The sequence below is a fragment of the Plectonema cf. radiosum LEGE 06105 genome (genome assembly GCF_015207665.1).
Classification (GTDB): domain Bacteria; phylum Cyanobacteriota; class Cyanobacteriia; order Cyanobacteriales; family Nostocaceae; genus Rivularia; species Rivularia radiosa_A.
The window spans coordinates 16,233-36,237 of record NZ_JADEWL010000065.1 but is presented as its reverse complement, the minus strand read 5'-3'; the positions used below and the strand labels follow the sequence as shown (position 1 = coordinate 36,237).

Sequence of the window (20,005 nt, the reverse complement as noted above, 5' to 3'; positions counted from 1 at the left end):
CCCCATCCCCCCATCACCCCATCTCTTTTTTAAAAAGGCATCTACATCCTTTTTTTTTGATTATTCTTTTGATTCTTAATCCTTAATTTTTCACACATATTATGACAAATTCCAATCCCCGCGACGTGCAGATTGCATCTATTGCGACCAATACTACGTTAATTCGGTCTCGCAGTTGGACGCGGCTGCGATTTGAAATTGAATATGCTTTGGCTAAAGGAACTACTTCTAATTGTTATTTAATTGAAGGTGATAAAACTGCACTTATCGATCCACCTCCGGAAACTTTTACCCAAATTTATATCGAAGCGTTGCAGAATGTCTTGGATTTTCAAAAGTTGGATTATGTAATTATCGGACATTTTAATCCCAACCGCGTCGCTACTCTCAAAGCACTTTTAGAACGCGCTCCACAGTTAACTTTTGTTTGCTCGGTTCCTGCTGCCGCCAATCTGCGTACTGCTGTTGGTGAACAGGTACAAGTGATGGAAATGCGGGGTAAAGAAACCCTTGATTTAGGGCAGGGACACGTTTTAAAAGCTATTCCGATTCCGAGTCCCCGCTGGCCAAGCGGACTTGTTACTTACGACCAGCAAACCCAAATTCTCTACTCGAATAAATTATTTGGCGCTCATGTCTGCGGTGAAGAAGTATTTGATGAAGACTGGGACATTTTAAAAGAAGACCAGCGCTACTATTATGACTGCTTGATGGCTCCCCATGCATCTCATGTAAAAGCGGCTTTGGAAAAACTTTCCGAAATGCCGGTGAGAATGTATGCTAGTGTTCACGGGCCTTTGGTACGTTACGGTTTAATTGAACTCAACAAAGCTTATCAACACTGGAGTGTTTCTCAAACTGAGCGTGAAGTTACCGTTGCCTTACTTTACGCTTCAGCATACGGTAATACTTCTACTTTGGCTCAAGCATTCGGTTTAGGTTTAACTAAAGGTGGGGTAGCTGTAGAGTCGATTAACTGTGAATTTGCTCAACCAGATGAAATTCGGGCTGCTATTGAAAAATCAGACGGTTTTATCATCGGTTCTCCCACCATTGGTGGTAATGCACCGACTCCGATTCACACTGCTTTGGGTATTGTACTTACAGTTGGTGATATAGGTAAACTTGCTGGTGTATTTGGTTCCTATGGTTGGAGTGGTGAAGCATTTGATTTAATTGAAGGTAAACTGCGGGATGCAGGATTTAAATTTGGTTTCGACACCTTCAAAGCTAGATTTAAACCATCCGATAAAACTCTCAAGGAATGCGAAGAAACAGCAACTGATTTCGCTCAAACTTTGAGAAAAGCTCGTAAATTACGTTTAACTCAACCCGCTGCAACTCCTATGGAACAAGCCGTGGGACGTATCGTTGGTTCTGTTTGTGTTCTTACAGCAAAACACGGAGAAGTTACCACTGGAATGCTTGGTTCCTGGGTTTCACATACACCCTTTGCAGTAGTCAATAACTAACCGATATTTATCTCGAAAACAAAATGATTATGTATGACTCAACCTTTGCATAGTATGTGGGGTGTTTTTTTGTAGTCACGTAAACCTATAAACCTACGTCATTATTAAATATTGAATTAGTATAAGTTTATCCGTTACGTTATCCGTACGCATACCGTAACGGTCTGCGTTACGATTGAAGTGTGAGGGGAAAACGAAAACACACCCCACACAAAAAAAGTAATTCCGACAATTCAAGATAGACTAAATTGATTGATCGATGTAAAACATTAGGTTTCCGCTTTCGAGAGAATCGCGATCGGCACGCGCCCCGGAGGGGCGATCGCAATGGATTGAGATATCTGCTGTTGCATGGTAACTTTACGTTCCGTTAACCTTTAAATAGTGTTGTGTCGGTTCCTGTTCTTGCCGTAACGCATACCGGAATTTTTTTGTATACGGATAGCGTAACGAATTAACTTATGGATTCTAGCCTTACCTATTTACATCGTTTATGCGTTGTCGCTCGTTACGTTGTTCGTATACAGTTGGGGTGTGGATATAATAAGTACTATGAAATTCGACACAGACCGTAGATTGATTCAATTCCGAATATCAAACGAACTAGTTTTGAAACTGATAGCAAGTGGGTTGCTATCCGAGGAGTTTTCAAAACAAGATTTAAATGATGTTGTTAAATCTTTGATTGATGGTGCTGCGGAAACAAAACCGTTAGATATATCACCAACGGAAACAAAACCTTTATTGGATACTTTGCAATCGTTAGATAGGAGGTTGGCTTTACTTGAGGGAAAATCCCTGCCCCAAGTTGCTTAGAGATGCTTGGGGATGCAGTTGATATTGTGGCGAAAACAATACCTCCCAAACAGCGAAATCAATTTACCCGTTGGATGAACGAAGTGAAAGCGCTAATGGTTAAAACTGAATAATTTTTATACTAAATAATTGATTATTTCAAACAAAAAATGTAGCGTGTAGTCTCTATGATTAGAATAAGCGCTACATTTTTTTTTATGACACTACAACAACAAGCAGATATACAGTTTGAATCTGATTGGGAGTTTGCGAACCGCATCATTCAAATTATTAAAGCAACTAAAGAAAAGCGAAATCAAAAGTTAATTGATTCTCAAGTTAACTCTAACGATTTTATCCATACCCAACGAGATAAAGTCAACATACAAGTCAATTAATTTAATTTTGTCTAGAACGCTAAAGTTATCCCACATTTCATTATCTAGATAACTGAAGGCGCTAATAAAATCGCGAAGTAATACTTCGTTATCCGATTTAACTTCTATAGTTTTGACCAACTCCCTTTCTAGTTTAATTTGAAGACTCTTAATCACATCTTCTATTTCAACACTAGAGGGTGTGATTTGTTTTAGTGCGTTTATTTGAGATTTTAATTTTTTAACTTCCGATGTCTCAGAAATATCTTCTCGTTTTTGAAAAGTTAGCGTTCGTTTAGCTAAAGTGACAGCACTATCTTTTAATTGTTTTACAACTTGTTTCTCTAAATTTGACTTCGCGATGAATTTTTTATTGGTACAGTGTCCATCAACTTTAGCAGCGCGACAAAAGTAATATGGTTGTTTTCTACCGGGTTGAAACGTTCTTGAGACTGTGCCATCACATATAGCGCACCTTATTTTACCTGAGTATTCATTTTGATTACGAGTGCGATCGCTCTTAGGATTACACTTATTTTTCTTTATTATTTCTTGGTTTTTCTGATATTGAATATGGGATATATAAGGTTTATCATGTTCAAATCTAGTATCTGGGTTCCCTGCGTATGCCAGGTTCTTGAGCATATAGGAAATCATAGTTGATGAAAATCTAAGCGTACAATGTGGAAATCGTTTCCCTATATTTTGTTTTATTGGTAACTTGATATCAGCGTTACCTTCGACTATGTGAGATTGACGTTGTTTGTTGCGTTCCACCCCGTGGTACAACCCGAAGTAATTAGTTACCCAATGAGATGTCCCACGAATACTATGAGTTTCGCTAAATGCTTTGAAAACCATTGTGACTATATCGTGAACTGAGTATTCGCGTTTATCTTCGAGATGACAAAGGACGGGTGTGTAATCGAATGCGTAATCATCATCGATTAACACGTAACCAAACGGCATTTTCGGGTGAGGGATTCCTTGAGAGCGCCGATATTCTAGAGATTTACGAATTCGCAGACCTAACATTTGAATCTCATGTTTACTAACAGCTAATCGAATATCGGCAGATAACTCTCCCCCCACGCTTTCTAAATCAAGGGAGTCATCCATAGCTACGGGTTTTATCTTCTTTTTTTTTAGCGCAGCTAGAAGAGTGTAAAAAGTTACTGGCGATGATGCTACGCGGTCTAATCGTGTAAATACTAACTCATCGATATCACCCGGCTTTGAGTTTTCGATATCTTCGAGCAATTGAGCTAAACCCGGACGCATATCTTTAGTTCTTTTATCGATATCGAAGTAAGTTCGAGAAGCACCATAAAGACGACAGCGATTAATTTGAGTACTCAAAGATTCTTCTACAGAGTACGCTTGTTCTTTTGTTGATACGCGACAGTAAGCCCATATTACTTTAGCCATGATATGGTATCTGAATAAGTTGTTCTACTCAATTTACAATCACGAATTGTGGTTGTCTACTGGGTGGGTGACACAAGCAACCTTCGACCCACCGGGAATTAGCTTGGCGATCGCCAAAGATAGAGCGGTGGAAAACTTGCTGTATCCTGGAAGTAAGTTTGTTTTAAATATTATCGGTGAAGGCAATCAACAAGATTACGTAAAGCACTTCCGTAAATCTTTTGCTCCGGGTGAAGACCGTTTTACCAACTTCCCCACAGCATCAGCCGATAATGGTGGTATTATTCTCACCGATGCTACAGCCTATTTGGAATGTTCTGCAAGTAAACGTATGGAATGCGGCGACCACTGGGTAATATATGCAACAGTTGATAATGGTAAATTGCTGCAACCGGATACAGTTACCGCGATTCACCGTCGTAAAGCAGGGAATCATTATTAATAACGAAGATTTATCATATCAATTGATGTAGAACGAAAGTAGGGGTAATTCATGAATTACCCCTACTTTCATATTGGTTTAGCGTAAATCCTGATAAATTCATCCGGATAATACTACTCTATAAACTGTATGAAGTGTTGACCGTATTTTGTCAAAACTTCGTTTTACAAAATATAAAAATGTACCTTGATATACATTTACATAATTTCTGACATCAGCAAAATAATCTAACTTTTGCTATAAATGAATGTCGTAGGACTGTGGAATTAAAGATTCTTCTGTTTCAGCAATTGTCCGCAGGTCAACCGTATACAGATTGTGTAAAGTTTAACTATTAAGTCAGTACTAGCATCTTCAAAAAATGCTTACGACTGTGGCAACGGTTTAAATTATTGGCTCTTGTTATGTATCCAGAAAAAAACAAACTAAAATTTCCTTTGTGGCATTATCTCAATCAACCCTTGTTTAGTGAAAAACTTATATTAAATCCCCATACCTTTGCTTATGTCTATAGGATTGAACTTTTGGAGCGGTGTTGGGGTAGAGAATGCGATGCTAAGGGACAATCTTCTAACGGTGGATAATTTATTTTTGCAAGTCCCCGATCTCAAAGCAATAATTGCCGAGTCGCTTGGGGAAGATTTATCAGTTATGAGTTAACAAAGTTTTATTTTAACGGGCTAATTTTTTTCTTCTGGGTTTGCGACAACTTAATTTTACTTATAGCCTTAGCAAATGCCTCGTCCTTGGGATGAGGTTTTTTTGTATAAATCGGTTCAAAATAATTCTTTATTATTGCTTTAATTTGATGTTTTTAAGTAAATTGCTCAGGAAATGTACAACTATTAATACATTTATTTATAAGATGTAAAGTAATAATTAGCACTAGGACTACTGTAGGGGTGAGAAGCCGGGTTTTTACGATAATTGTTTTATATAACTGGAGTTTAGACTAAAAAGCCGACTTCTGCTTGATTATTACCAATGTTTCAAAATTCAAACACGAATAAGAAAATTAATATATTGACCGCCAAGAAAATATAGTCTAGATTACATTCGTGCGTTACTCTGGATAACACCTGTGGTCTTGGAGAAATTGGCGATCGTATGTCCTTTGTACCTTTACACATTCATAGCGACTATAGCTTGCTAGATGGTGCCTCTCAGTTACCAGCTTTGATAGATCGTGCTATTGAACTGGGAATGAAGGCGATCGCGCTAACGGATCATGGAGTGATGTATGGTGCGGTTGAATTAATCAAAATTTGTCGGAGTAAGAATTTTCAGCCGATTATCGGGAATGAAATGTATGTGATTAATGGTGATATCACAAAACAGGAACGCCGTCCCCGGTATCATCAGGTTGTTTTGGCGAAAAACACTCGTGGTTATAAACATTTAACTAAATTAACTACAATATCTCATTTGGAAGGGGTGCAGGGAAAAGGGATTTTTTCGCGTCCTTGTATAAATAAAGAATTATTAGAACAGTATCACCAAGATTTAATTGTTACCAGTGCTTGTCTGGGTGGAGAAGTCCCCCAAGCGATTCTCAGCGGTAGACCGGATGTAGCACGAAACATTGCAAAATGGTATCAAGATATATTTGGAGATGATTATTATTTAGAAATTCAAGACCACGGTTCTCAAGAAGACCGAGTTGTGAATGTGGAAATTGTCAAAATTGCGCGAGAATTAGGAATAAAAATAATTGCTACAAATGACTCTCATTATATTTCTTGTAACGATGTAGAAGCTCACGATGCTTTGCTGTGCATTCAAACTGGAAAGAAGATTTTTGAAGATAAAAGAATGCGTTACAGCGGTACGGAATATCTGAAATCTGCTGAAGAAATGAAGCAATTATTCCGCGACCATTTACCAGAAGATGTCATAGAAGAAGCCGTTACAAATACAGTAGAAGTTGCCGAAAAAATCGAACCTTATGATATTTTAGGTTCTCCGAGAATCCCTCATTTTCCTATACCATCAGGTCATACTGCCGATACTTATGTAGAAGAAGTAACTTGGCAGGGACTATTACAAAAGTTAAATCGTAAATCCCGTAGTGAAATAGATAATACTTATAAAGAAAGGCTGGAATATGAATTAGAAATGATTCAGCGGATGGGTTTTTCGACATACTTTTTAGTTGTGTGGGACTACATCAAATTTGCTCGTGACAATAAAATCCCTGTGGGACCAGGAAGAGGTTCGGCAGCGGGTTCTTTAGTAGCATATTCTATGGGAATTACTAATATTGACCCCGTACATCATGGATTATTATTCGAGCGTTTCTTGAACCCAGAAAGAAAATCGATGCCTGATATTGATACGGATTTCTGTATAGAAAGCCGCGACAAAGTTATTGATTATGTAACTAGTCAATACGGGGAAGATAAGGTTGCTCAAATCATTACTTTTAACCGATTAACTTCTAAAGCGGTATTAAAAGATGTCGCCAGGGTATTAGATATTCCTTACGGGGAAGCCGATAAAATGGCGAAATTGATTCCTGTAGCTAGGGGTAAACCGGCTAAATTGCAGAAAATGATTGCTGATGATACTCCGGAACCAGAATTTAAAGAAAGATATGATAATGATCCAGCGGTAAAACATTGGATAGACATGGCAATACGCATTGAAGGAACTAACAAAACCTTTGGGGTTCATGCTGCGGGTGTGGTAATTTCTGCGGAACCTTTAGATGAAATTGTGCCGTTACAAAGAAATAATGATGGTTCTGTAATAACTCAATATTACATGGAAGATTTGGAATCAATGGGTTTGTTAAAAATGGACTTTTTGGGTTTAAGAAACCTAACCATGATTGACAAAACTATCGATTTAATAGAAAAGCAGAATGGATATAGAATAGACCCCTATGATATAACTTCTCAAGAAAGAAAAGCTCAGAAAATATTTGCTAAAGGAGGAGAAACAGCTAAATTTCCTCACGATGTTAGAAAGACTTATGAATTATTAGAAGCGGGAGAATTAGAAGGAATATTTCAATTAGAATCTTCCGGAATGCGGCAAATTGTTAGAGATTTGAAACCTTCAAATATAGAAGATATTTCATCAATTTTAGCGCTTTATCGACCTGGACCATTAGACGCGGGATTAATTCCTCACTTCATTGATAGAAAACATGGTCGAGAAAAAATTGAATACGAAGCGAATATTTTAGAACCGATTCTTGATGAAACCTATGGAATTATGGTTTATCAAGAACAAATCATGAAAATTGCTCAAGACATGGCTGGTTATTCCCTCGGACAAGCGGATTTGCTACGTCGTGCCATGGGTAAAAAGAAAGTTTCAGAAATGCAGAAACATCGTGAAATTTTCATTGATGGTTCCGCGAAAAATGGAGTTAACAAACAAATTGCTGAAGCATTATTCGAGCAGATGATTAATTTTGCTGAATATTGTTTGAGTTCCGACACCGAAGTTTTAACTGTAGAATATGGTTTGATGCCGATAGGTAAAATAGTTGAAGAAAGAATCGAATGTTCAGTTTTCAGCGTTGATGAGAATGGTAATATTTATAGTCAACCTATAGCACAATGGCATAATAGAGGATTACAAGAACTATTTGAATATGAATTAGAAGATGGTTCAATAATCAAGGCTACTAAAGACCATAAATTTATGACAGTTGATGGGGAAATGTTGGCTATTGATGAAATATTTGAACGAGGGTTAGAGTTGAAGCAGGTGGGGGTTTTTTAGATTTTGCGGAAAGTTGAGCCGCTGCTCGGCTATGGTTTCCTTCGTCAGCGCGTTGCGGTGAATCAGTTGATGGGGTCGGTTTCCGTCCCATCAAACTGATGAACCCGAAGGGAGGCTCCCTCCGTTGTAGCGACTGCGGCCGACTTGTAGCAAGTGGCGTTGGGGTGTAGATTATCGAACCCCAAAACTTTCCAACACGGATGAAGGGATTATTTTTCCGGTTTACTCTAATAAAAGGACATCAACTTCCAAAAACTGAGCGCTTACGCAAAACCCAATAAAAGTAGTGGTAATTCATGAATTAGCACTACGCAATTGCCGAAATTTTCACACTCAAAGCATGATAATCAGTGGATAATGGAGAATAGGAGAGCAAATTAATATCTAATGTTCAAAAATTGGGAGGCTTAAAAAAATGAATACTGCTCAAATAATTACTAACGGTGATAATCAAACAGTGATTATACCCAAAGAATTCCAATTTCAAGGCTCTGAAGTTTACATAAAAAAAATAGGTAACGTTGTTGTTTTAATTTCCAAAGAAAATCCTTGGCAAACATTATTTGATAGCTTAAATCTCTTCTCTGAAGATTTTATGACAACCAGAGAACAACCCACTTCAGACCAAAGAGAAGCACTAGAATGAGATTTTTGCTTGATACCAATACATGTATCTACATCATTAAAAATAAGCCACCTCAAGTATTAGAAAAATTTCAAACACTTGATATTTTTGATGTGGGTATATCATCAATTACTGTTGGTGAACTTGAATATGGTGTTTACAAAAGCCAACGTCAAGAACAAAACCGTGCAGCACTTTCTCAATTTTTAATTCCTCTAGAAATCGTACCCTTTAATGAACAAGCGACACAATGGTCCATCGGGAATGATACTTAAATTGATAGTGCAATGATTAACAAGTCGTTTGTGCATGATAAAATGAATTGAAAAAATAGAAATTACGCAGCTACTAAGTTATCTAACTGTTGTTCGCATTGCTGAAATATAAAATTTACAACCGCAAAAAGTTTGTCTAGTTCGTAAATTGTATAAGGAGTAATATTTCTAGTAAACTTGTTATCTTCTAACTTTCCAAATTGCCAAGTACTGCCATTAGACGAAACACCAAATACAACTATAGAATGTTCTGCATTTAACCTTTGTGCAGCTATCATTTCCGAGAGACATTGCGCCCAACCACCTTCAAAATCATCTTGCTTTGCTTCAACTAAAATAAAATAAGGTTTATCGAAAACAACTTTTCCTAATGGAGAGCGTCTTGCTAAAATATATTCCGGATAGCCCGAAAGCTTTTCATCATAATTTAAAGATTGGTGACTCCATAAGGTAAATTTATTGTTATAAAGTTTCCAGACTTCTTTGAGAACTGGGTAAATCAAATTTTCACAAATAGCAAATTCCGAATTGTTAACAACTCCTTCCCGCATTACTATCTCTAAATCTTCTCGAAAATATTCGGATACATTAAAAGGAGTTTCACCGACAAAGTTTTCTTCAGTGTAGGTGACTTGATATTCTTTGAGAACTTCGCCGATAATTTTGAAATTACTAAAAGCCATATTGCCCCTTTATCTCACTGATATTTTTATTTGATTTAGTAATTGTCAGTTTATCAATTAATTTTTGTACCCAATGATCTTTAAAATCCCGCGCATCCTCATAAGCACTTTTATCACCCATCACCAGTTTTTTGAGATAATCAAGTAATAAATCTGGTTGATCTGCGGGATAATCAAACCATAGCATCTCGCTCATATCTAGTTTAACAACACCCAAACCACGAGAACGTCCACCTCCAAGGGGAATTTGTTCAGTTTCAAATTGATGCAAACCAAGCATCAATAAACCTAATTCCCATTCCTCTGCATTCTCAACTATGGCTTTAAATTCAAATTGGGTTCCTGCGGGTACTACTTGGAAATCGTAAAGTTTTCCATCTGCTGCGGTTTCCGTATCTCTATCAATTGATACACCGTCACGTTCTTGGTATTGTCCAAACCAGGTATCTGGTTTTACTGTTAAGTCACGTACTTGAAATTTACTCGCTATCCAAGGAGAACCGAAGAGAGAAGAAACTAAATCAGTGTTGTTTACAAAATAGGTATGTAATCGTTCTTCTTTCTCTACTGGTTTTAAGTTTTTGATAGTTTCCTTGAAATCAGATAATTCTTTCGATGTGAGTGACCATTGCTCTTCAATAGCAGGATTTGCTACAAGTTTGCGATTATTACCAACGATACCACGGAGAAAACTTTCTAAGCGCGATCGCAATGCTCCTTTAAAGCTGGAACCGGGTATTAAGGGATTACCGAATGGTCTTTGATGACTGGTAAATCGGAACCGATGGGTTCGCTGGAACGTCCTGCGCTAATTCGTAATGCGGTTACGGTTGTCAGGGTTCCTGTTAGTTCTAGGCGGTTTTTAAATGTGTCGAACATGGTTTGATTTTTTTATTTTGAGTAGTTTTCTTGTAAATGCAAAGCAATCGTATTTGTTTCAGCTAGATTTCTACCCGTTGTTTCAATACATAATCTTAAACCTGCATCTGTCCAAGTTAAAACAAACTCGACAATTCCGTTTGCTTTAGTACGACGAATTTGATTAGTTGCTTTAGGGTTAAATGGTAAAGAATTGACGACCTTTTTTACATAAGGAGAATTACAAATTTTTTCGGCAAAATTTTGCAATTTATCTTTGCCGTGGTCATCCCTAAGATTTATTTCTTTTTTTCCAAATACTAACTTCTCCAAAGATGATAAAAACCCTTTTTCATATATTCTGGCAATGGAATTAATTTCTGCTCCACAGATACGCTCTGTGTTCGGTTTATCTAAAAGTAATAAAGTAAGTTTTTGCCAGTTTTTCTCTGTAAAAGCTTGCTTTAACTCTTCTTCTTGACTATATTTAAAGTTAGCAAAAAGACTTGTACCAACTGTACAGATAAGTGTATTTATCATTAATTAATTTCTCATTCTAAATAACAACTATTATCCAGGCTTTTTCAATCCTTTCGGTCATATTTTTATCCTATCCTACACCATCCCGTTTATACTTCAAATACCGCGAACCATAACCTAAATATCGACGAATTAACTCTAACCAAATCGGCTTAAAATCTGTTTGACAACACTCTGCGATCGCCTGAGCATTTTTCTTTAAATTCCCATCAATATCTTGGACTATTCTTTCTGCTAAAGAACCGTTTCCTTTCCCCCATTTTTTATCCCTTCCAACTTGATAACGGATAAAATTTTTGATAACTTCTGCGCTTTCTGTTGTATCAGCAACTCGGACTAGGTTGCGAAATTGCGATTCTTCTAAGTCTCCATAATTGGTTTGATCTAAAGCATTCTGAATCCAGATGACTAAATCATCTTCCGCTTGACGAATTCCTTTTTGAACTTGTAGTTGTTTTTGTTGTAGTAAAGGTTCACTCATTTAGCAAATCTTCCTTTAAGTTGGGAAGCAGGTATTAATAATTGTCCTTGTGCGTTATTCTCTCAAAATAGACTTATTTTAATTATTTGGTCGATAACAGCGATTCCGCAAACTGCGAGAGAAATGGATATATCCGTTCAAAGCTCTCTTTTAGCTGTTTAGCTTGTTTTGGTTGAGGATTCATGCCAACATGGGCAATATCATTTCTTAATCCTGTAATTTGTTGCCAGTAGTTGATTAACTCTTCCTTATTCGGTATTTCTTTGAGCTTTTCATCACAACGACTTGGTTCATTTATTTCTTTTTTTGCTTGAATTTTACCTCCGTTATTTAAAGCTTTTTCAACTTCAGAACGCCCATTTTTATTATCAAACATTTCTTCTTCAAAATTAAGCGCTAAAACAGAAACAATCCATTCGCGTGTTAAAGTTACAGCCTGTACAATTTGTTGTCTATCTCGATACCATTCAATCATCTTTAACTGTAGCCCTAAATTTTTGACTAATTGTGAATTACCTCTAGGTTTTTCAAGTGCAAATTGCCCATATTCTTCAACTACTTGTTCTGTTAGAATACTAAATGGTTGTGCTTTTTTATTAATACTAGGTTCAGCTTTTTTTAAGGCTTCTTCTAGCTTTGTTGCCTGCTCCATTGTCTCTGTTGGTCTGGTCAGACGTAATGCGGAAGAAATAGCTTCAATAGCTTTAGATGCAGAATCAAGATGATTTCTTAGTTCTCGCGCATCAATATTATCACGCAACTCTATACTAGATGGTATACCCTTTCTGAGTAAATGAGCCAGTGCTTCTCCATTACCTGTTTTTACAAATTGATTAGTTGCTGTGAGCCAATCAATAATACTTATAAATTCGGATAAATCAATAACTGGTGCAGGTTTTCCTAATTCAAATGCACCATAATAAATAGCTTCGATTTGTACTTGTTTAGCTGACTTAAGATAAGCTGCAAATAAAAATACTAAAAATGGTAGCGATCGCAAACCATGAGTAATATCAAATATGACTGTTTCTCCATCATTTACTCGTTCTGTAATTGTATTAAACATTTCCCACATTTCGGCTGTTGTTTCACCCTTGGGAATTAAAACTGGTTCAATGCGATTATCATTCAATTTTAATAATTCAGGCCAAGTTTTCTCTTGAGCTTCTGGGGTATTACAAACAAGCATTCGATCATGCTCAACAAATTGACGTAAGGCTAAACTAAAAACTCCACCCTCATATTCTTTTCCTTGCCAAGTATAAAATGAACCTGGCATCAATCCTCTATTGTTGAGAAAGGTAATAATAGTTCGCATAATAAAATTCCTATTGTCTGAGTTCTTGTTTTACAATTGTCTGTCCCATTCCTAACCGCGTCTTTATCCCAGTTCCCGCGAACTCAGCATATTGCACCAACAAATCAGCTACATTTGCCAACAACGCATCCGCACGATTTAAGATTTGTAGTGTCACCTCTCCGGTAAATCCATTCACATAACCTTTATACATTTGAATCCTACGGGTTTGAATGCGATGCTGTTTGAGGATTAAAGCATGATTAAAATAACTGATTAACTCATCACCTCCTAAATAAACAGGAGCAAAATTATTCCACCGTTCCAACCAACTACGAATCATTAAAGATGGTAACGGCAAAGGTAGGGTACTACCATATTGTGCGAAAGCTGTGGGGGTGGTAAATTGCAAATTAAATTTACGAATTGATTCCGGTTCATTGGCGACTAATTTGGTATATATTTCCTCATAGCTGGTAATTTTGTCTTCACGGTTAATCATATTTAATTTAGCACCAAGAAACTCCAGGGAATCATTAAGATTTAGTTCCAGGATAGCTTTACTAATATCTTCTTTTAATCCGGATAGAGATATTTGATAAAAATCTTCCGGTTGTAAAGTAATAAAGTCTTGTTGTCTTAAAAAAGAGCCACATATTCCCGAAAATGATGTGGAAGGAATTTGTTCGCTACCGATTTCTAATCCAATGCGATTATGCAAGATTTTTACGAGTTCCAGGTTGCAGGAACGGGGTAATATGGTTGGTTCGGATACGGTGAGTGTCCAAGTTGAATTTATGAGCATGATTATAAAACTTTGAATTTTACCCATCCCGGTACAAATTTGATTTCTCCATTCGGATTCATCACCGTTCTTCGAGATTTTGCAGCTTCAAAACCAGGTGCTTTTAATCCACAGGTATCGCGAATATCTGCTCGCAATTGGTCATCAAATAATAAACCTACGGTTGTTCCCGTCATTCCGCTTCCCCAACCCAATCGCATGGAAAATGGACTTGTTTCGGGTTCATAAAATTGACGGATATAACTAAAATCTAAATTTTTCCCTGCTGCGCGGGAATTATTTTTGATATCGTTCCAATAATCGTGTTCGTAATCCCATTGTTCTTGGGTAAATTCCTGACAAATGTTTAATAATTCTTTTAAATTTGTAAATGGTATTTGCATATCTTGTTTGTGTTTAAACCAGGAAAGCATTTCTGTATCGAGTGTCAAAGTAAATGTTGTTTGGACATTGCGTACCATTTCAACGTAGAGGGATGCTCTATATTTTGCTAGATAATCGGGGAAGCGACTTGAGACTATTATCTCAGCAATAACTGACATATTGATAGGAATTGTTTTTCCTTGTTTATTGGTAAGTTTTCTCTCTATTAATGGTTCACAATCGCTGACGCTTAAGGCTCTGAGAAAATCTGTATTTTGACTGCTTCCATTGTACTTTTTGCCTTGATATATAAGTTGATAATCTGAGAATAAAGTCTCCATAAACAGGTCATCATCAGCAAATTTTTGTTTGTGTTTATTTCCTAATTCAACCAACCGATTACGTAATCTTTTTTCAATTTCGCTGACTTTAGACTGTTCGGGTATATGAAAGCGATCGCGATGTTTTAATAAGTAATAGGCAATGGCTGTTCTAATTGCTCCTTTGATGGAAGAACCGGGTATGTATAATTGTCCCATCCCATTGCGAATCATCGGACGTAAATCTGTGATTCGTTCTTCTGTGAGTTTTTGACTAATAGCTTGTTTGGGAAAAATTAATTCTCCATTTTCACCTTTTGTATTCCACCATTGCTCACCAAAAGCATCTTCAAGGAGGTTTTCTAGGTTATCCCGATTATTAATTGCTTGGATATAGTCATTCAGATAGCTACCACCTTGTTTATGCAGTGCTTTAGCTAGTGCTTCTTGGTTAGGAAGGTAGACTTTTCTCGATGTTTGCACGTATTCAAAGGGGTTTAGTTTTGATACTGCGGAACCTATGTGTAAAATAGGACTGGTTAGCTGTATCTTTTTTGATTCGTAAACTTGAGGTTTATTGAGAGAAGTTGATATCATTTTAAAATTACCTGGCGACTATAAGTCGCGGCTACACAAACAAAGTCTGCCTTCGCAGACTAAATACTTTAAACTTGTGGTATTTTAATTGGTAAACTTAAACTAATACCACTGCGATAAATTCGGTGTCTGTAGAATAATTCCGGTGTGACATCCACTAGTTTTCCCTGGGGTTGAATTGGAAACACCGAACCTTCGACAAACATTCGTACCTTTTTGCGTCGCAGTTGGGATTCTGCTATCCAACCACCTCTTTCTTGAATTTCGTAACTAGCGTTTTTTAAAAAATCACTAGTTACGTTTGTATCCCAAAATAAACTCAAGAGTGTGTGCTGATTTCCCTGTGTAAAATCAACTATTTTTTGCCAATTATCTGTTAAATCTAACCATGTAACTTGAAATTTTCCTGCACCGCTAGAACGTTCTCCCCCCAATCCTTCTTCTCCTAATAAGTGTAAAGCTGCTTGCAATTTGTCTGCTAATTTCTCTCCGCTTTCTGATAATTCTAAGAGAAAATATAAACCTGCGAGATTTTTACTTGGTTCCCATTGAAATTGGACAAAACCTGTATGATAAAAGTTAGTTGCTCTCGTTACTCTATCGATGGCAACTTTGGGAACTTTATCGATTTTGCAGGCTTTACCATAATCAAATGCTCCAGCTTGAGATAATTCCCCCTTTGATTCTCCCAACTTACTATAGGTAGTTAACTCATCGTGATCGCTAGAATTAAATCCCGCTCCCTGATACCATCTTTGCCATATTTTCAACGGTAAATAAGTAAGCTTTTTATAGGATTTAAAAAAATCTAAATCCTCCTTTGGATAATTGACGGGAAATTTCAGGGGACGAGGAAGATAATATATGGTTTCCTCCCCAACCTCTCTATAGATAAATGTGGAACTTATGCGAAAAGGTGGAGTTGATTCGGGATTTTCTGGAGAAGGAAACATCCCTAACAATTCCTCAATTGCAGCTTTACCAAACAACCGCGCATAGATACTCACCCACGCACTAAATAAAGCATCCGAACGAACGCGATCGCTAGTTTCTTCCATTCCAATTCCCAGTTCACCAAAATGTGCGGCACTGCGATCAAAATTAAGTTTGATTAGTTTCCAAACACTCATATTAATTTCCTGGTAATAACCGATTGACATAATCGCGTAAGCTGGAAAAGTTAGCTAAAAGTGTTTGGGTATCACTAATTGTTTCCAATAGTTGTAAGCTTGATGTTCCAGGAGCGCTACTCACAATTTGACGATATTGTTCTAAACTACGATAGGAAATATCAAAGTTCTGAAATTTGACTTTTCCGTAACCCCGTGAACCATGTCCCCCCAGTGCATCATCTTCTAAAATTGCAAGAGCGATGGCAATATTTTGTAAATCTTCAATAGCTTGGTGTCTATCTTCTACGGTGTAAACCAACTCAAATTGGAATTTAGAACCAGCCGGAACCCGTTCTAATTGTCTGGGATTTGCAGCTGCTGTGACTCTATCAATACCATTTTCAAATTTCCATTCAGTCATGTATAAACCAGTATCAACTTGTTTCAGTTTTTCGACTGATTCTGGGAGTAAATGACAATCACGAATAATTAAACGAGCGGGTGCATTTCGTCCACGATTAATTTGAATGCAATTTTTATTTTGAATTGCATTAGTTGGATTCTTTTTATTCTCTTCGTATAATCCTTCTTCCCTTGCAGTTTCAATTGGCATCCAAAATTTAGAGCCACCTGTAGATCCAAAAACGCGACTAATTGGACAAGTGCTAGCACCTTCATAAGCAATAAATCTACCTGATTCTACCTTAGTAAAACCATCGGCTAAATCATCACTTTCATAACGCCAAGTTCCACTTCCTCCAGTGCGATTCAAAGGTTTTTTTAATAGCCTTTCTAGAATTGAACGTAGTTTACCTTTAATCGAAGAACCTGGTAAATAAGGATATTTTGTTAATGGATCGCGAATTACTGGTTTATCCAATCCACCAATATCTAAATTTTCGCCACCACCACCAATATGTAATCCCGTTTCCGCAGAAAGTTGACTGGTGAGGGTTAATTTACCAAGTAGGGGTTTTTGTTCGTATGATACTGACATATTTATCTTCCACCTTCAGCTTTGTGATAAGCAATAATTGATTCGAGTAATTGCACTAATCGTTCAAAATCCTCTTTGCTGTGAACTTTATCAATCGCTACTGACATCACGTCACCCAAGGGTTTTGCAGCTCTTTGTCTTGCAGCAGCGTAGGCTAATTTAGGCTTTAATAAAACTATTTCCGTTTCAATTTTGGTAAAATCTCCCGTTTCCCCTAAATCAGCTTTCAAGCGATTCACTGCATCTAAAAATTTACGAACTTGATTTGTTTCCAATTTTTGTTGTTTAAGATAGGGACCAAATTGTTCTGCTTGTTTGACTAACTCACGAATTGGATAGGTTTTTAATCCATCCTTTAAGTCATCAATAGTTTTAATGATATCTTCCACAATACTCATATTTGATTGTCTGGTATTCACAGTGTGAGAAGGTAATTTTGGTTTAATTGATTCTGCCATAAATTCCTAGCGATTTAATAATTCAATCCAAGTTGCGATCGCACGAAAATAAAGTGCATTATATGGACTTTTCAAGGATTTACGAAAATCCTCATCTTCCAGTACACCTTCTGGTAATCTCGCTAAGGTATAAGCGATTTTTGGTAAATGTAAATAGTAACGAGTTCCTAAAGCCTCCGCAGATTTTTTATTATCTCTAAATTTTTCCAAGGCTTTTTCTTGAATTTCGGCTGTAATCAATAAATTACGCACAAAATTCCGCGAAAAATTCACATCAATATTTTGATTATTTAATCTTTCTACAAATGGCAATACTCCTAAAAGTTCGGGTTTTTTTTCCGATTGCAAATATTTGCTAATTTCAGCATCACCGAGATGTATCTCCTCTCCTCCTAACCATTCATTCCATTTAAATACTTGACCAAATAAACCTAAACTATCCCTACCATTATCTTTTGCTGCATCTTCAGCTTTCCCTGATGATTTAGCAGATTGATAAAGTGGGAATTTCACCTCATCAATACTAATACCCCCCGATATAGTAACATCTGGATTGTATCCAGTATAAGCGCGAAAAGATTGATAAATATCAAAGGAAAAATCCACAACTTCATTCCACGCACCACTAATAAATAAATCATCACCTCCTGCATAAATAAACATAATATTTCTACCTGGATTATCTGAAATTTGCTGTTTAGTTAAACTGCGGATATTATCAGGAATATTCTCACCACGATTCATGGCTAAACTATTTAGATAAACTTTGAAAAAATAGCTCATCTGTCTGGATAAACCAGCCAATCTCGGTAAATTTTGCTTTTCTCCTAAACCTCTAGCAAAAATTTGTCCTAATCTATCCACATCCATCCGTAGATAGCCAACTCGCTTGATTCCAATCGCAAGTTCTGCCATTTCTCCTGCACGCATAAAGCTAGCTTCGTTTGCTGCTTCTGGCTTTTGTGTTTCTTTACCGTAGTTACCTAATAACAAAGGTACGGGTTGTTGATAATGGGAAAATTGATAATGTTCTATATTCCAATCATTTACTAGTAAAGCTGTGTCATTTTCTGGAACGATTTGCTTCCAATTATTAAATAAATGGTAATAAATAGTTTTAGCTTCCTGTCCATTAATCTTGGGAAGTGAAAATTTTAATGTATCTAACTTCGAGCTTTCACCCAGCTTTTCATTTTGCGACCTAATTATAACTTCAACTCTTAATAACTTTCCTCCTAAGTCAAACATTCTTCGACAGGTATCACAAGCAAGTGGTGAATCTGACTCGTTGTTGTTTAGAGGTTTTAAATATCCCGGTTTGACATCATCACGATGACATACTTTACAGGGTTCATGACTGTCATCTACTTGGATAAATTTGCTTATATTCTCAGCAAATTTACGAGATTTTTGTGTTGCTAATTCTTTACTTGTAATTTTTGACCAATGTTTAGAGAATTCTTGAGTTTTAATATCTTTAATGGGGAATTGCAAACAATCAAGTGCCAGAAAAAGTTTACCTTGGAATTCCTTTAATAGCCATTGATTGAATTGCTGACGGACATCCTGAACTAATTTTGTAACTGATTCTTCTCCCGGAGCTAATATATATAAATTACCACCACCTGCATAAATCACATTTGTACGCGGCAATTTTAAACTTACTAAAATTTGCTGTACAACTTCCTCTATGACTAATTCTAAATAAAAACTTCTTGCTCGCAAAGACTTCAATGCACCATCAGCAGAAATTGTATAAATAAACTTTTGAATACCCGATAAATCTCCAGCAATTAAAGTTAGATTTTCACTCTCTGGATTGCTTGCTAAAATCGCCGCGATCGCAGCCGTGCTTCTAACTATATCTATAAATCCAATATCCGATTCTCCAAAGCTAATAAAAGAACCGTATTTCTCCAAAATTAAAGTTAATAAAGAAAGGTTTTCCCAATCTTTTTCATCAAGAGAATTTATAGTTTTCTTTATTTCTTGCTTTAATCCCTTAAAGTCATTCTCTACAGGTTCGTTATCTTGCGGATAAGGAATGCAAGGAGATTTATCTGCAATCACTTGTGGATGCCAATAATGTATCTTATCTTGACCCAGTGACAATTTCACTGAATCAAACAGCGATTTTAAAGACTTGATTTTACAGTTACTATCCCAAGACAATAGATATTTCGCTCGTTTAACAGCTTCCGTTTCCGTAAAAGAGGGACATTTGTTCGTGAGTTCTACATTAGCCCATTTCGCTAAAATACAAACCCCTTCTCGAACAACTTGCAAAGCATAATGAGAAGCATCTAAATTATTCATAAGACATCGATTAATAAATTCCTAGATGT

Annotated in this window: 20 protein-coding genes; 7 read left to right on the top strand and 13 right to left on the bottom strand. The window is 36.7% G+C overall.

The features are described 5' to 3' along the window. Nucleotides 1-101: 101 nt before the first annotated feature. Together IQ247_RS18495 and IQ247_RS18490 are read left to right on the top strand one after the other, a co-directional pair. On the top strand, nucleotides 102-1,472 hold the full coding sequence (locus IQ247_RS18495) for an FprA family A-type flavoprotein (RefSeq protein WP_228059851.1): 1,371 nt from the start codon (nucleotides 102-104) through the stop codon (nucleotides 1,470-1,472). A 552-nt stretch (nucleotides 1,473-2,024) separates the two neighbouring features. Beyond that, nucleotides 2,025-2,288, top strand: a complete 264-nt coding sequence (locus IQ247_RS18490) for a hypothetical protein (protein ID WP_193922559.1) — start codon at nucleotides 2,025-2,027, stop codon at nucleotides 2,286-2,288. A gap of 302 nt (nucleotides 2,289-2,590) precedes the next feature. Here IQ247_RS18490 and xisF read toward each other — a convergent pair whose 3' ends face one another. Further along, nucleotides 2,591-4,072, bottom strand: a complete 1,482-nt coding sequence (gene xisF / locus IQ247_RS18485) for a fdxN element excision recombinase XisF (protein ID WP_193922558.1) — start codon at nucleotides 4,070-4,072, stop codon at nucleotides 2,591-2,593. A gap of 52 nt (nucleotides 4,073-4,124) precedes the next feature. Between xisF and IQ247_RS18480 the strand changes: the two genes are divergently transcribed. The 5 genes from IQ247_RS18480 to IQ247_RS18460 all read left to right on the top strand — a co-directional run bounded on the left by IQ247_RS18480 (nucleotide 4,125) and on the right by IQ247_RS18460 (nucleotide 9,149). Continuing rightward, entirely contained in the window at nucleotides 4,125-4,514 is a 390-nt protein-coding gene (locus tag IQ247_RS18480) for a flavin reductase family protein (protein ID WP_228059850.1), read from the top strand. Nucleotides 4,515-4,918: 404 nt separating this feature from the next. Continuing rightward, nucleotides 4,919-5,098 carry a hypothetical protein gene (locus tag IQ247_RS18475; protein WP_193922557.1) on the top strand — a complete coding sequence of 60 codons (180 nt, stop codon included), beginning with the start codon at nucleotides 4,919-4,921 and terminating at the stop codon, nucleotides 5,096-5,098. A 523-nt stretch (nucleotides 5,099-5,621) separates the two neighbouring features. Beyond that, nucleotides 5,622-8,249 carry a DNA polymerase III subunit alpha gene (locus tag IQ247_RS18470; protein WP_193922556.1) on the top strand — a complete coding sequence of 876 codons (2,628 nt, stop codon included), beginning with the start codon at nucleotides 5,622-5,624 and terminating at the stop codon, nucleotides 8,247-8,249. A gap of 415 nt (nucleotides 8,250-8,664) precedes the next feature. Beyond that, on the top strand, nucleotides 8,665-8,895 hold the full coding sequence (locus IQ247_RS18465) for an antitoxin (RefSeq protein WP_193922555.1): 231 nt from the start codon (nucleotides 8,665-8,667) through the stop codon (nucleotides 8,893-8,895). Then, nucleotides 8,892-9,149, top strand: coding sequence for a type II toxin-antitoxin system VapC family toxin (locus tag IQ247_RS18460; RefSeq protein ID WP_193922554.1), 258 nt, complete (start codon nucleotides 8,892-8,894; stop codon nucleotides 9,147-9,149). The genes IQ247_RS18465 and IQ247_RS18460 overlap by 4 nt, the downstream gene beginning before the upstream one ends. A gap of 62 nt (nucleotides 9,150-9,211) precedes the next feature. On the opposite strand, the gene IQ247_RS18455 is transcribed toward IQ247_RS18460, so the two are convergent. From IQ247_RS18455 to cas10, 12 genes are all read right to left on the bottom strand, one after another. Further along, on the bottom strand, nucleotides 9,212-9,832 hold the full coding sequence (locus tag IQ247_RS18455; RefSeq protein WP_193922553.1) for a hypothetical protein: 621 nt from the start codon (nucleotides 9,830-9,832) through the stop codon (nucleotides 9,212-9,214). Then, on the bottom strand, nucleotides 9,822-10,544 hold the full coding sequence (gene csx7, locus IQ247_RS18450; protein ID WP_228059849.1) for a type III CRISPR-associated RAMP protein Csx7: 723 nt from the start codon (nucleotides 10,542-10,544) through the stop codon (nucleotides 9,822-9,824). The genes IQ247_RS18455 and csx7 overlap by 11 nt, the downstream gene beginning before the upstream one ends. Before the next feature lie 26 nt (nucleotides 10,545-10,570). Then, on the bottom strand, nucleotides 10,571-10,711 hold the full coding sequence (locus tag IQ247_RS32640) for a hypothetical protein (protein ID WP_228059848.1): 141 nt from the start codon (nucleotides 10,709-10,711) through the stop codon (nucleotides 10,571-10,573). A 12-nt stretch (nucleotides 10,712-10,723) separates the two neighbouring features. After that, entirely contained in the window at nucleotides 10,724-11,230 is a 507-nt protein-coding gene (locus tag IQ247_RS18445; protein WP_193922552.1) for a hypothetical protein, read from the bottom strand. 70 nt (nucleotides 11,231-11,300) lie between these two features. Continuing rightward, on the bottom strand, nucleotides 11,301-11,711 hold the full coding sequence (locus tag IQ247_RS18440) for a hypothetical protein (RefSeq protein WP_193922551.1): 411 nt from the start codon (nucleotides 11,709-11,711) through the stop codon (nucleotides 11,301-11,303). Nucleotides 11,712-11,793: 82 nt separating this feature from the next. After that, complete coding sequence (gene csx2, locus IQ247_RS18435; RefSeq protein WP_193922550.1) at nucleotides 11,794-13,029, bottom strand: TIGR02221 family CRISPR-associated protein; 1,236 nt, start codon at nucleotides 13,027-13,029, stop codon at nucleotides 11,794-11,796. Nucleotides 13,030-13,039: 10 nt separating this feature from the next. Then, the gene (gene cas6, locus IQ247_RS18430; RefSeq protein ID WP_193922549.1) at nucleotides 13,040-13,813 is read right to left on the bottom strand and encodes a CRISPR system precrRNA processing endoribonuclease RAMP protein Cas6; all 774 of its coding nucleotides are present in this window, start codon (nucleotides 13,811-13,813) and stop codon (nucleotides 13,040-13,042) included. Nucleotides 13,814-13,815: 2 nt separating this feature from the next. Further along, nucleotides 13,816-15,093 (bottom strand): type III-A CRISPR-associated RAMP protein Csm5, encoded by a 1,278-nt coding sequence (gene csm5 / locus IQ247_RS18425; RefSeq protein WP_193922548.1) that lies wholly within the window; start codon nucleotides 15,091-15,093, stop codon nucleotides 13,816-13,818. A 68-nt stretch (nucleotides 15,094-15,161) separates the two neighbouring features. Further along, a complete protein-coding gene (gene csm4 / locus IQ247_RS18420; protein ID WP_193922547.1) occupies nucleotides 15,162-16,223 on the bottom strand; it encodes a type III-A CRISPR-associated RAMP protein Csm4 in 1,062 nt (353 codons plus the stop codon). Nucleotide 16,224: 1 nt separating this feature from the next. Continuing rightward, on the bottom strand, nucleotides 16,225-17,202 hold the full coding sequence (csm3, locus tag IQ247_RS18415; RefSeq protein ID WP_193922546.1) for a type III-A CRISPR-associated RAMP protein Csm3: 978 nt from the start codon (nucleotides 17,200-17,202) through the stop codon (nucleotides 16,225-16,227). Between the two features lie 2 nt (nucleotides 17,203-17,204). Then, nucleotides 17,205-17,660, bottom strand: coding sequence for a type III-A CRISPR-associated protein Csm2 (gene csm2 / locus IQ247_RS18410; protein ID WP_193922544.1), 456 nt, complete (start codon nucleotides 17,658-17,660; stop codon nucleotides 17,205-17,207). A gap of 6 nt (nucleotides 17,661-17,666) precedes the next feature. Further along, complete coding sequence (cas10, locus tag IQ247_RS18405) at nucleotides 17,667-19,976, bottom strand: type III-A CRISPR-associated protein Cas10/Csm1 (RefSeq protein ID WP_193922542.1); 2,310 nt, start codon at nucleotides 19,974-19,976, stop codon at nucleotides 17,667-17,669. Nucleotides 19,977-20,005 lie beyond the last annotated feature (29 nt).

Coding starts and splice junctions, on each gene's coding strand:
- IQ247_RS18455 (WP_193922553.1), bottom strand. CDS start 9,832: ATGGCTTTTAGTAATTTCAAAATTATCGGCGAAGTTCTCAAAGAATAT.
- IQ247_RS18445 (WP_193922552.1), bottom strand. CDS start 11,230: ATGATAAATACACTTATCTGTACAGTTGGTACAAGTCTTTTTGCTAAC.
- csm5 (WP_193922548.1), bottom strand. CDS start 15,093: ATGATATCAACTTCTCTCAATAAACCTCAAGTTTACGAATCAAAAAAG.
- csm4 (WP_193922547.1), bottom strand. CDS start 16,223: ATGAGTGTTTGGAAACTAATCAAACTTAATTTTGATCGCAGTGCCGCA.
- xisF (WP_193922558.1), bottom strand. CDS start 4,072: ATGGCTAAAGTAATATGGGCTTACTGTCGCGTATCAACAAAAGAACAA.
- IQ247_RS18495 (WP_228059851.1), top strand. CDS start 102: ATGACAAATTCCAATCCCCGCGACGTGCAGATTGCATCTATTGCGACC.
- IQ247_RS18475 (WP_193922557.1), top strand. CDS start 4,919: ATGTATCCAGAAAAAAACAAACTAAAATTTCCTTTGTGGCATTATCTC.
- csx2 (WP_193922550.1), bottom strand. CDS start 13,029: ATGCGAACTATTATTACCTTTCTCAACAATAGAGGATTGATGCCAGGT.
- csm3 (WP_193922546.1), bottom strand. CDS start 17,202: ATGTCAGTATCATACGAACAAAAACCCCTACTTGGTAAATTAACCCTC.
- IQ247_RS32640 (WP_228059848.1), bottom strand. CDS start 10,711: ATGTTCGACACATTTAAAAACCGCCTAGAACTAACAGGAACCCTGACA.
- cas10 (WP_193922542.1), bottom strand. CDS start 19,976: ATGAATAATTTAGATGCTTCTCATTATGCTTTGCAAGTTGTTCGAGAA.
- csm2 (WP_193922544.1), bottom strand. CDS start 17,660: ATGGCAGAATCAATTAAACCAAAATTACCTTCTCACACTGTGAATACC.
- IQ247_RS18460 (WP_193922554.1), top strand. CDS start 8,892: ATGAGATTTTTGCTTGATACCAATACATGTATCTACATCATTAAAAAT.
- IQ247_RS18465 (WP_193922555.1), top strand. CDS start 8,665: ATGAATACTGCTCAAATAATTACTAACGGTGATAATCAAACAGTGATT.
- cas6 (WP_193922549.1), bottom strand. CDS start 13,813: ATGCTCATAAATTCAACTTGGACACTCACCGTATCCGAACCAACCATA.
- IQ247_RS18490 (WP_193922559.1), top strand. CDS start 2,025: ATGAAATTCGACACAGACCGTAGATTGATTCAATTCCGAATATCAAAC.
- IQ247_RS18440 (WP_193922551.1), bottom strand. CDS start 11,711: ATGAGTGAACCTTTACTACAACAAAAACAACTACAAGTTCAAAAAGGA.
- IQ247_RS18470 (WP_193922556.1), top strand. CDS start 5,622: ATGTCCTTTGTACCTTTACACATTCATAGCGACTATAGCTTGCTAGAT.